Source organism: Planctobacterium sp. AWM4_229, assembly GCF_056160305.1.
This window is the reverse complement of record NZ_JBSWWX010000005.1, coordinates 338,220-350,268: the sequence shown is the minus strand read 5'-3', so window position 1 is coordinate 350,268 and position 12,049 is coordinate 338,220. Positions and strand designations below refer to the sequence as shown.

The following is a 12,049-nucleotide window of genomic DNA, read 5'->3' as shown; positions in this document are numbered from 1 at the left end:
AACACCCTGCCTGTTCAAAAAAACACAAACGGGAGAAGGTGATGAATCCAGTCATTTCTGCGCAAGCAGTGGAACTTTGTAAATTTATTGCAGCAAACGAGGCAATTAAAGCTCATTTGTTTATGGAGCAAAGCCACTTACCTTATGATGTTCAGGATTTAATTCTGGCAGCACTATCTGGCTTACAAAAACTGGATGGTAAAGTCATCGAGGAAATTCTGGAGGCGTATTGTCAATGTAGCAGCTTTGATGAGCGACTGCTGCATTAGGTGCCCCGAGCATAGAAGCTGCGAGGCACTCTAAAGGCATATTAAGCTGGCACAGGTTTAGCTGTTAGCTCACCGCTGCCAGACTTGGCTTTGGTCGAGGTGGTACTCCTTGCCCTGATTGCTCGATAAACCAGGTTAACTCTTTAATGCAGTGCTTAAGTACCGGGTTGAGCCGCACGTTTTTGCCGTTAAGTACATAGAGCTGGTGTTCAAACTGAAACTGCTCCTGTGCCACTGGCACGATAAACTCCTGCATTTCCGGGGTCACAAGGTAATCAGGTAACAAGCCAATGTACTCTCCCGTCATAATGGCCGAGCGGCAGGATTCCCAGCAATCTGACCAGGTTTTAACTGATAACCTTTGGCCATCGCGCACGTAATTACCCGATGACAGGCCGGACATCCCTACCGCCGGGAAGTCTTCAAGTGCCACCTCTTTCAAACTGTCTACTTTCGAAAGGATATGGCTCTTTGCACAATACAACTTGCCGGTAACACTTGAGTTAATCTCGTTAAAGTTCACCGATTCAGGCTTTACTAAATCATAACAAGACAATACAAGGTGGCACTCACCAGAAAGCGCAACATGCTCTATTTCCTGATATTGGCGAGTCTGAATATTTACATGAATATCGTCGAATTTTTTCATGGTGCTTTGCACCGCTTTTGCTACAGCAGCCATAACGCCCGATGAGAGAGAGGATTGCACCACCAGAGTAATGTGGCCAGAGTAATCGTCGTGTAAACTTTTCAGGTTAAACACAAAGTTATCAAAAGCACTGAAAATGCGCTTGGTTTCCTGATAAACAATTTCCCCTTCTTTGGTTAACTGAAAACCGCCTCGTCCTCGTTGGCACAAAATCAAATCCAATCTTTCTTCCAGCTTTTTGATTGCCGCACTAATGTTAGGTCTTTGCATACGTAACACTGGCTCCGCTGCGGTAAATCCATTACACGATGCTACGGCGAAAAACACCCTTAACAACTTAATATCGGATTCCTGAAGACGATTTAACATGATACTCACCACTTTTTTCTATAACTGGTGTAGATAAAGCCACACCAAACGTATTTGATTTTATACTAATTCACAAAACCTGAAGTTGCCCGAGCGATGGCTTCAAATTGTGAAGTAGCACTACAAATCCGTGAAAATGTGTAGAGTTATTTAACCCAAATGGCTGTTTTGAGTGGGATAATCCCAGTTTATGAGCGCTGAACCACTTGTGAGCGCAATGCCTCAACCTGGTCTCGAACCGCGGCTGCTTGTTCAAACTCCAGATTCTGAGCATGCTCAAACATTTGTTTTTCCAGTCGCGCAATTTCTGCCATAAGTGACTTAGGATCAAGATTATATTGCCCTGGCGCCTCCGCAGCTAGATCATCGGTTGTGCCTTCACCATCGCTGCCCATATCCATCACATCAGTAACAGGTTTGTGCAGTGGTTGTGGCGTTATGCCATTTTCTTCGTTAAAGGCTTCTTGTTTTTCGCGGCGTCTATTAGTTTCGTCGATGGCTCGCTGCATAGAGCCGGTTATGGAATCAGCGTACAGAATAGCTTTACCATTAATATTTCGGGCAGCGCGACCAATGGTTTGAATCAATGAGCGGTCGGAGCGCAGGAAGCCCTCTTTATCGGCATCTAATATCGCAACCAAACTCACTTCTGGCATATCCAGGCCTTCTCGCAACAGGTTGATCCCCACCAATACATCGAATTTTCCTAAGCGCAAATCCCGGATAATTTCCATCCGCTCAACGGTATCAATATCGGAGTGCAGATAGCGTACCTTGACCTGATGCTCGTTCAGATAATCACTAAGATCCTCTGCCATACGTTTTGTCAGCGTCGTCACTAACACGCGTTCGTTAACCTTCACCCGCTTGTGAATTTCAGACAATAAGTCATCAACCTGGGTGCCAACCGGACGGATCTCTAATTCCGGATCCACCAACCCTGTGGGCCGGACCACCTGCTCTACCACATCACCGGATGATTTCTCCAGCTCGTATTTGCCCGGCGTCGCGGAAACATAAATAGTTTGCGGGCTTAAGGTTTCAAATTCTTCAAATTTGAGTGGGCGATTATCCAGTGCCGAAGGCAAACGAAAACCATACTCCACCAGAGTTTCTTTTCGGGACCTGTCGCCTTTGTACATAGCACCGATTTGCGACACGGTTACATGAGATTCATCAATGAACATCAAGCCATCAGCCGGAAAATAATCAATTAATGTTGGCGGCGGCTCACCCGGGTCTCTACCGGACAAATATCGGCTGTAGTTCTCAATGCCAGAGCAATAACCCAACTCTGTCATCATCTCGATATCAAATTGGGTGCGCTGCGTTATGCGCTGCTCTTCAATCAGTTTGTTAACTTCTTTGAGCTGCCCTTGTCTTTCTTTAAGCTCGACCTTAATACGCTCAATGGCATCCAGAATTTTTTCTCTGGGTGTAACGTAATGGGTTTTGGGAAATACTGTCGCTCTGGCCACTTGTTTTTCGATAGTGCCAGTTAAGGGATCAAATAATTGAATACGCTCGATTTCTTCATCGAACAATTCGACTCTAACCCCTTGTTTTTCTGAATCTGCGGGGAAAATATCAATAACATCTCCGCGCACTCTGAAGGTACCCCGTTCAAAGTTGACGTCGTTGCGCTTGTATTGCAGTTCAGCCAGTCGACGCAAAATGTCTCGCTGATCCATGATATCGCCCTGGCGCAAATGCAGCAGCATTTTCATGTAGGACTCAGGGTCGCCCAAACCATATATAGCGGAGACACTGGAGACAATCACAACATCTCGCCTTTCCATCAAAGCTTTGGTAGCCGACAAGCGCATCTGCTCTATGTGATCATTAATAGAGGCGTCTTTTTCTATAAAGGTGTCTGTGGTGGGAACATAGGCTTCTGGCTGGTAGTAATCATAATAAGACACGAAGTACTCAACCGCGTTATTGGGGAAAAACTCCTTCATCTCGCCGTAGAGCTGCGCAGCCAACGTTTTGTTGTGGGCCAGGATTAGTGTGGGGCGCTGCACTTTTTCAATAATGTTGGCCATGGTGAAGGTTTTGCCTGATCCCGTAACCCCCAACAAAGTTTGATGGGCAAGGCCATAACCCAAACCTTCTACTAATGCGTCGATTGCCTGAGGTTGATCGCCTGCTGGTTGATATTTAGACTTGAGTTCGAATCCCCTGGTCATGATGCTGTATCACTTATCCCCGTATTGTTACTGGTAATTGAATCCATTTCTTCATTAAGTAATTTTCTAAACCAAATAAAGGCCACGGTAGCCGTCAGGAAATTCGCAAAAACGCCCATCCAAAACATGCCCTTAAGTTCAAATAACAAACTACCTAACCACGAAATCGGTACGAAGAAAACAAACAATCTGATCACACTTAAAAACAGGGCGCTCATAGGCTTGTGCATGGCGTTAAAAGAAGAATTGGTGAGAATGATAATCCCCTGTAAGCCGTAGCCAATGGGCACAATCATCAAGAATAATTGAATGAGGTTAACCACTTCTTTTTCCTGAGCAAACACTTGTGCAATAAATGGCGCTAAAAACCACATTACAAGGAAAACCGCAAACTGCCAAAACAGAACAAACTTAAGGCAAATCACATAAGCGTCTTTTACCCGATTGATCTTAGAGGCACCATAATTTTGACTAATAAATGGTGGTAAGGTCATAGACAAAGCCAGTATCACGATGCTGGCAATAGACTCAATTCGCCCCCCTACTCCCCAAGAAGCCACTGCAGCCGAGCCGTAGCCTGCCACTATCGCAGTCATGACACCGTTAGCAATGGGCGTCAACATATTTGCCCCGGCAGCTGGCACACCAATCTTTAAGATATTCCGGCTGTATTCTCTCAGCTCAGAGAAACTCAACATTCTTGGCATAATCAACTTGCGTTTAAAGGCCAGCAAATGAATGATTTGCCCGCTCCCTATTGCCCAGGCAATAAGCGTGGCCAAGGCAGCACCTTGTATCCCCATAGCAGGAATGGGACCCCATCCAAAAATAAGGATCGGATCAAGAATGGCATTGATGGCGCCACCTAAGGCCATAATCATGCTGGGTGTTTTGGTATCACCATTGGCTCTGAGCACAGCATTACCCACCATGGGCAACGACAAAAAGATTCCGGCACCGTACCAAACTAACATGTAATCTTTGATATACGGCATTTCCGCTTCAGATGCCCCCAGCAGGGTAAAAATAGGCTCAATTGAAATGAATCCCACAACGGCCAATACAGAAGCCATAATAAAGGAAAGTATTAACGCGCCAGTGCCGACCCCGTGAGCCGTGCTTTTATCACCGGCGCCCATCAGGCGGGCAATAGTCGCTGAGGTACCTATGCCTAAACCGATGTTCAAACTGATAACAGTGAAGGTAACAGGAAATGTAAAACTAATAGCTGCCAGTTGTTCAGTCCCTAACAGGCTGACGAAAAAAGTATCCACCAGTCCAAAGGTCATCAGCAAGATCATGCCGTAAACGACGGGTATGGTCATCGTTTTCAGGGTCGAGTGAATGTTCCCTTCTAATAAATTGGGTGCTCTTGAGGCGCTGGACACTATATGGTTACTCGTTTATTGGTAATGGAAGTTTGGGGCTTAGTTTAGATATCAAATATTGACCGGTTAAACGACCGTCTTATTCTTTGCTCAGCCAGAATTGTCGCTTAGTTTACTTTATGGTTTCAGGATAGGCTACGCCGTCTACAGATTAGTTTGTAACTTTTTTTTGTCGAATTATTGCTTTGCAATAAATTATAAAAATGACTGGCTGGCAGGTGCAACAGCAAAAAAGTACAAAAAGCGCAGCAAACCAACCCGATTGTCAAATAAATGTCATATAAATATCTATGTATTTGTTTCAACGAGGCGCCATTACAGTCACTTCGACTTTGGAACCGCTTTCATCTTTCTTGATGCCTTAGCCATTTGCAAAACAAAATCAAGCAAAAAAAGTGTGTTTTTTTAATTTTTTTTTGTTGACTTAACAAATAACACACAAGCTAAAAAACGCTGTTCAAAAATAAACCAGAGTCGGGGTGGCAATTCTTAACGAAATCTTAAGCTATTGTTTTGATTGAACTTAATCACTTATTTTAGATTTTTTTAGATAACAACTTGACACGGTACATTGGGGCCTGCGCGCATGTGTTCTAATTTAATTCACATAGTTATCCACAGATTTAGTGGATAACTGTGGATTTCCCAATAAACACGGGATGTTGGAGGTTTTGTGGTAAAAAAAAGGTAAGTTAACACTAACGTTAAGCAGCGCTTAATGTCGTTAACAAATTGTTAATCACTGTATGTAAAATCAGTATCCAGATCATTTAATAGATCTTTTTTTCATAAATTTGTCATTTTTATAATCGTATTCTGTGGGATACGTTTAACCCACAACTTATAAGTGACAAAAAACAGTCGTATACCAATCTAAATATGAATGACTTTTCATTTTGGTTCAGTCGCACCAGAACATTTCCGAAGAACTTCAGTACTTTCCGACAAGCCATTCTGTTTTTACGATTAAACGCAGTGATAGCGACTTCTTAGGCGAATAAATCAGCGATTGAAAAAATAATTTTGTAATAATATTGACACCTCCCGGTCAGCTCTTTATTATTCGCGTCCGTTGTGACGAGGCGGGTTGTGATGCCCTCAAACTTAAGCCTCTTTAGCAACGTAAAAATTAAGTTACGTTCCCCCTTAGCTCAGTTGGTTAGAGCGACGGACTGTTAATCCGCAGGTCCCCCGTTCGAGTCGGGGAGGGGGAGCCACTTAATTTGACACAAAATGTCTATCTGTTCCCCCTTAGCTCAGTTGGTTAGAGCGACGGACTGTTAATCCGCAGGTCCCCCGTTCGAGTCGGGGAGGGGGAGCCACTCTTTACTTCAGCATATTTCTTCGCACTTTTCAGTAAAAACTAAAAATAACCTTATGATTCATAAGTTGTTTATCTGCTCATAAAACTGGATAATAGACTCCGTTTTTCACCATTCACCCTATAATCTTTAAAATGCGCTCATGACTGAATTTTTGCTGCTGCTTTTAAGCACGGTACTCGTGAACAATTTCGTCCTTGTACAGTTTCTCGGTTTGTGCCCCTTTATGGGCGTTTCCAGCAAGCTGGAGACGGCTATTGGTATGTCAATGGCGACGACTTTTGTATTAACGCTCGCTTCAGTTTGCAGCTACCTGGTAGAACAATACGTCCTGTTTCCATTAGGGCTGACGTACCTGCGCACCCTCAGCTTTATCTTAGTGATTGCGGTGGTGGTGCAATTTACCGAAATGGTGGTGAATAAAACCAGCCCTACTCTATATCGTTTGCTGGGTATCTTCTTACCTCTCATCACTACCAACTGCGCGGTATTGGGTGTCGCCTTGTTAAATATTAAAGAGCAACACAGTTTTGTTGAGTCAGTATTATATGGCTTTGGTGCCGCTATCGGCTTTTCAGTGGTATTGGTGTTGTTTTCTGCCATGCGGGAACGCCTTGCCGCAGCTGACGTTCCGGTGCCATTTAAAGGCGCTGCTATCGCGATGGTAACTGCGGGATTAATGTCACTGGCCTTTATGGGCTTTTCTGGATTGGTTAAGTTTTCTTAGGGAGTCGGTTTGAGTTTTATTGCGATTACGCTGCTGGCATTACTTTTTGGCGCATTATTAGGCTATGCGGCAATTCGCTTTCGTGTTGAGAGCGATCCACTCGTTGATCAGATCGACCAGATATTACCGCAAACTCAGTGTGGCCAATGCGGTTATCCCGGCTGCAAGCCCTATGCCGAGGCTATCGCCAACGGTGACGACATCAATAAATGCCCTCCTGGTGGCGAAGCTACCATTAAAAAACTTGCGGAATTAATGGGCGTTGAAGCGAAACCGCTGGACGCCGCCCACGGCGAAGAAGACGTTAAAAAAGTCGCTTATATTCGCGAGGACGAATGCATCGGCTGTACTAAGTGCATTCAGGCCTGTCCTGTGGATGCTATTGTTGGTGCAACGCGCCAGATGCATACCGTTATCGTTGATGAGTGCACCGGTTGCGATCTCTGTGTCGCCCCCTGCCCAGTAGACTGCATTGATATGGTGCCTGTTAAAGAAACCGAAAAGAACTGGCGCTGGCAACTTAACGCCATCCCTATTAAAGAAGTAAAGTAGGGATAATGCCATGCTGACAGACATCATCGCTAAACTAAAAAAAGGCCAGTTTTGGCAGTTTCCTGGCGGCGTAAATCCGCCCGGTAAAAAATCCCTATCTAATGAGCAAGAGATTGAACGCCTTCCTTTGGCAGATAAACTGTATATCCCGGTCAAACAGCATGTTGGTGTTGCCGGTCGAGTCTCAGTAGAAATTAATCAGCGGGTGTTAAAAGGCCAGCAATTAACCCATAGTATGAACCCCTTTGCGGTGCCAATTCATGCACCCACGTCTGGCACCATTATTTCAGTAGAGGACCACGTATCCAACTCCCCTTCCGGTATTGAAGAAAAAACCATTGTGTTACAGCCCGATGGTCAAGAAGAGTGGATCGATCTCAAGCCCCTCTCCGACTACCAATCGTTGCCTCGTGTTTCGCTCGTAGAAGAAATTTGCAGTGCTGGCATAGCCGGAATGGGCGGTGCCGGCTTTCCTGCTCACATCAAGTTATCATCAGGCAAAAACATCGAGTTTCTGATCATCAATGGTGTCGAATGCGAACCTTACATTACCTCAGATGATCGCCTCATGCGCGAACACGCCTGGCAAATCCGCCAAGGCATAGATGTGTTGTGTCATATTCTAAAGCCACAGCAAGTACTCATTGCCATCGAGGACAACAAACCTGAAGCGTTTGCAGCGATGGAGATCGCCTTTCAGGATAACAGTAACTATTTATTGTGTGCGGTAGAAACCAAATATCCCGCTGGCGGCGAAAAACAGCTTGTTCAGGTGCTTACCGGCAAAGAAGTGCCATCAAGAGGCTTACCGGTAGACATTGGTATTATTATGCACAATGTCGGTACCTGCTTTGCGATAGCTGATGCGATATTCAGTGGTAAACCCTTGATCGAAAGAGTAGTAACCCTGACCGGAGAAGCGATTGAGCGACCACAAAACGCTTGGCTACCAATCGGCACTCCGGTGGGACATGCCATTGAGCAAGCCCGTTACATAACCGAAAAACAGGCGCAAAAACGTATCATTATGGGTGGGCCCATGATGGGTTATACCTTGCATTCGGACCTGGTGCCGGTGGTAAAAACCACTAATTGTTTATTAGTTCCCGCCGACACTGAAATGCCCACACCGGGAGAGGAACTACCCTGTATTCGCTGCGGAGCCTGTGCCGATGCTTGCCCAGCGGGTCTATTGCCACAACAATTGCACTGGCACGCGCAAAGTAAAGAATACGACAAAGCCAAAGAGCTCAATTTGTTTGACTGCATAGAATGTGGAGCCTGCGCGTTTGTCTGCCCCAGTAATATTCCGCTGGTGCACTCCTATCGCAGTGCTAAAGCAGAAATTCGCATTCAGGAAGATGAGGCACTGAAAGCCGCCAAAGCTAAAGAACGCTTTGAAGCCCGCAATGCTCGCTTAGAAAAAGAAAAACAAGAGCGAGAAGAAAAAGCCCGTCAAAGTGCGGCAGCCCGTGCTGAGCGGCAGAAAAAGAAAGAGACTCAACCCGACAAGCCCGAAGCCGGCACAGCAAATGATCGCGTCGCTGCCGCGCTTGCCCGTGCCAAGGCTAAAAAAGCGCAGCAACAATCAGAGGCTGCTTCTTTGCCAACCAAGGAAGAGGACGCACAAAGCAGCGTAGCGCCATCCGGTCAGCAAGATAGAGTTGCGGCAGCTATTGCCAGAGCCAAAGCCAAAAAAGCGCAACAAGCCCAGGCCACAAACGCTGAAGGTGAACAGCCAAGCACCTCGCAAACCGAGCCAGCAAAAGACACAACCGACGTCAGCCCTGAGCCCAAAGAAGTCGCTGAGCCCAAAGAAGTCACTGAGCCCAAAGACGCCGCTGAAGTGAATCCGGAAGAGGATAGAAAAGCCCGTGTTGCTGCTGCTATTGCCCGAGCCAAAGCGAAAAAAATGCAAAACAATGCAGCAAGCAGTACTCAATCTTCGACATCTGAGAAAGCTGAAGAGCAACAACCAGAGCTTGTGCTGGAAGAGCCAAGTCAAAACGATGCGCCTTCGGATGAAATGGCAACAGCTGAACCTTCCAAACAAGATAAAATTGCCGCGGCTATCGCCAGGGCTAAAGCCAAAAAAGCAGCCAAGGCTCAGTCTGAAAATAACACTGAGGACGAGAACTAACCCGTTATGAAATTATTCCTTGCCAGTTCTCCACATTTACGCCAGAAACGCAGCACCCAGGAAATCATGCAGCTGGTCATGCTGTTTGCGGTACCGGGTATCGCGGTGCAAACCTGGTTCTTTGGCTTTGGCACTTTAATCAATATTTTTATCGCCTGCCTTGTGGCAGTCGTTACCGAAGTGCTCATACTTGAGCTGCGTAAAAAGAATTTTGAACTGGCCATTAAAGATTCCAGTGCCCTTGTTACTGCATTGCTACTTGGTATCTCTATTCCGCCATTCGCCCCCTGGTGGATGACAGCCATTGGCGCTTTTTTTGCGATTGCTATCGCCAAACAGTTGTACGGTGGATTGGGTTTTAATCTGTTTAACCCGGCCATGACAGCTTATGTGGTGTTGTTAATTTCCTTTCCGGTACAAATGACTGCTTGGGCGCCAGTGATGGAACTGTCTCAGATCAGCCATAACCTGATGGACGCCCTGTCAATCACCTTTACCGGCTATACCACAGAAGGCTATAGCGTCTTGCAGCTTAGAACCAACATTGATGGCTTTACCATGGCCACCCCGCTGGATGAAATTAAGAATCAGCTAAACAAGGGCCTCACGGTGCCAGAAATTACCAGCTCTGCCCTTTTTATCGACGCAGGAAACATTGCGGCGGGTTTCGGCAAAGGTTGGTTCTGGATCAATATTGCTTTCCTGCTAGGCGGCTTTTTATTGCTGCAATTTAACCTGATCAACTGGCACCTCCCGGTGGGTATGTTAGCGGGTTTGGGCATTCCAGCTCTGCTGGCATGGATTGTTTCGCCTGATACCAATGTATCGCCACTGCTACATTTATTTAGCGGTGGCACTATGTTGGGCGCGTTTTTTATTATTACCGACCCAGTCACTGCTGCCACCAGTAACAAAGGACGAATAATCTTTGGTTTTGGGGTTGGGCTTTGGGTTTACATCATCCGCACCTGGGGTGGCTATCCAGATGCCATCGCCTTTTCGGTATTGCTGATGAATATGTGTGTTCCGGTGATAGACTATTACACGCGCCCAAGAACTTATGGTCACGGCCAGCAATCAAGCGCCCAGCACAAGAGCGGGAGCAACAAATGATCAAGGGTATTTCCAGAAATGGGGCGATCTTGGGTGGTTTTACGCTTGCCACCACTATGCTAATTGCCATCACTCATTGGGTCACTTCCCCGGTTATCGCCAGACAAGTGCAAAGCAAAGCCCTGCAAACCATCACAGAGGTATTTCCAGCAAACTATTGGGATAACGACATTGCTCAAAACTGCGCCGTGCTTAGCTCACCAGCTGGCGACGAATATAAAGTCTATCGCGGCTTTCTCAATCAACAACCATCGGGTTTAGTGATAGAAGCCGTTACTAAACAAGGCTATGGTGGCAATATCAAGTATCTGGTTTCCGTGGTCGATAACAGCAAGATTGGTGGTGTGAGAGTGCTAGAGCACAAAGAAACACCGGGGTTGGGAGATAAAATTGAACTGCGTATCAGCGACTGGATCCTCGCCTTCGATAACCAAGCCACAGTAGCCGTTAGCCGCCCTGATTGGGCAGTGAAAAAAGATGGCGGTCGCTTCGATCAGTTTACCGGTGCCACTATCACCCCCCGCGCCATTGTGAACGGTGTAAAAGACACGGTCATTTTCGTACAGGAAAACTACCAGGCGATATTTGATTTACCAAACCAATGCAACGCCGCAAAGGACACCGCCAATGACTGAATATCAACAACTGACCTGGCAAGGCTTGTGGAAAAATAATGCCGCATTAGTGCAATTATTGGGATTGTGCCCGTTACTAGCCGTAACCAGCTCGGTGGTGAACGCCCTCGGCTTAGGTATTGCCACTACCCTGGTATTGATCGGCTCAAACTGCACAGTTTCCTTAGTGCGAAACCTGGTTCCGAATGAAATTCGAATTCCGGTGTTTGTGCTAGTTATTGCCACCTTTGTAACGATCGTTGAATTGTTGATGCAGGCCTATACCTATAGCCTCTATCAAGCACTGGGGATATTTATTCCATTAATCGTAACCAACTGCGCCATCATTGGCCGCGCGGAAGCCTACGCGTCAAAAAATCCGCTGAAGCAATCCGCCTACGACGGTTTCATTATGGGGATGGGCTTTTTAATCGTGTTGGTACTGTTGGGCGCCATGCGTGAATTGTTGGGTAATGGCACCCTGTTTGACGGTATGCATTTATTGCTGGGTGAATGGGCGCGCAGCCTGAAGTTACAGATCTTCACCACCGACAGTCCCTTCCTGTTAGCAATTTTACCGCCCGGTGCCTTTTTGGGTATGGGGCTTCTCATCGCGCTGAAAAACCTGCTCAATGACCGCGTTGAGAATGCCGTGGAAGGCCCACAAACACAAAAAGAAGTGACCCGTGCCCGAGTCACCAGCGACGCCTGATCAAC

At 46.4% G+C, this 12,049-nt stretch carries 10 protein-coding genes and 2 tRNA genes; 9 read left to right on the top strand and 3 right to left on the bottom strand.

What is annotated here, in order from left to right; all coding sequences use genetic code 11:
* Positions 1–41 precede the first annotated feature (41 nt).
* Positions 42–269 carry a hypothetical protein gene (locus tag ACXAGP_RS13280; protein ID WP_338293495.1) on the top strand — a complete coding sequence of 76 codons (228 nt, stop codon included), beginning with the start codon at positions 42–44 and terminating at the stop codon, positions 267–269.
* 64 nt (positions 270–333) lie between these two features.
* Here the strand turns inward: ACXAGP_RS13280 and ACXAGP_RS13275 are convergent, their stop codons facing one another.
* The 3 genes from ACXAGP_RS13275 to ACXAGP_RS13265 all read right to left on the bottom strand — a co-directional run bounded on the left by ACXAGP_RS13275 (position 334) and on the right by ACXAGP_RS13265 (position 4,801).
* Positions 334–1,287 carry a LysR family transcriptional regulator gene (locus ACXAGP_RS13275; protein ID WP_475261956.1) on the bottom strand — a complete coding sequence of 318 codons (954 nt, stop codon included), beginning with the start codon at positions 1,285–1,287 and terminating at the stop codon, positions 334–336.
* Between the two features lie 188 nt (positions 1,288–1,475).
* A complete protein-coding gene (uvrB, locus tag ACXAGP_RS13270; RefSeq protein WP_475261955.1) occupies positions 1,476–3,476 on the bottom strand; it encodes an excinuclease ABC subunit UvrB in 2,001 nt (666 codons plus the stop codon).
* Positions 3,473–4,801, bottom strand: a complete 1,329-nt coding sequence (locus tag ACXAGP_RS13265; RefSeq protein ID WP_475261954.1) for an MATE family efflux transporter — start codon at positions 4,799–4,801, stop codon at positions 3,473–3,475. The genes uvrB and ACXAGP_RS13265 overlap by 4 nt, the downstream gene beginning before the upstream one ends.
* Positions 4,802–6,004: 1,203 nt before the next feature.
* On the opposite strand from ACXAGP_RS13265, the gene ACXAGP_RS13260 reads away from it, so the two are divergent.
* The 8 genes from ACXAGP_RS13260 (at position 6,005) to ACXAGP_RS13225 (ending at position 12,044) form a co-directional block, all read left to right on the top strand.
* Positions 6,005–6,081 (top strand) — tRNA-Asn (locus ACXAGP_RS13260).
* Positions 6,082–6,109: 28 nt separating this feature from the next.
* Positions 6,110–6,186 (top strand) — tRNA-Asn (locus ACXAGP_RS13255).
* Positions 6,187–6,328: 142 nt separating this feature from the next.
* Positions 6,329–6,913, top strand: coding sequence for an electron transport complex subunit RsxA (gene rsxA, locus ACXAGP_RS13250; RefSeq protein WP_338293500.1), 585 nt, complete (start codon positions 6,329–6,331; stop codon positions 6,911–6,913).
* 9 nt (positions 6,914–6,922) lie between these two features.
* Positions 6,923–7,465, top strand: coding sequence for an electron transport complex subunit RsxB (gene rsxB, locus ACXAGP_RS13245; RefSeq protein ID WP_475261953.1), 543 nt, complete (start codon positions 6,923–6,925; stop codon positions 7,463–7,465).
* A 10-nt stretch (positions 7,466–7,475) separates the two neighbouring features.
* The gene (rsxC, locus tag ACXAGP_RS13240; protein WP_475261951.1) at positions 7,476–9,605 is read left to right on the top strand and encodes an electron transport complex subunit RsxC; all 2,130 of its coding nucleotides are present in this window, start codon (positions 7,476–7,478) and stop codon (positions 9,603–9,605) included.
* 6 nt (positions 9,606–9,611) lie between these two features.
* The gene (rsxD, locus tag ACXAGP_RS13235) at positions 9,612–10,718 is read left to right on the top strand and encodes an electron transport complex subunit RsxD (RefSeq protein ID WP_475261950.1); all 1,107 of its coding nucleotides are present in this window, start codon (positions 9,612–9,614) and stop codon (positions 10,716–10,718) included.
* Complete coding sequence (rsxG, locus tag ACXAGP_RS13230) at positions 10,715–11,353, top strand: electron transport complex subunit RsxG (RefSeq protein ID WP_475261949.1); 639 nt, start codon at positions 10,715–10,717, stop codon at positions 11,351–11,353. Before rsxD ends, rsxG begins: the two co-directional genes overlap by 4 nt.
* On the top strand, positions 11,346–12,044 hold the full coding sequence (locus ACXAGP_RS13225) for an electron transport complex subunit E (protein ID WP_475261948.1): 699 nt from the start codon (positions 11,346–11,348) through the stop codon (positions 12,042–12,044). The genes rsxG and ACXAGP_RS13225 overlap by 8 nt, the downstream gene beginning before the upstream one ends.
* Positions 12,045–12,049 lie beyond the last annotated feature (5 nt).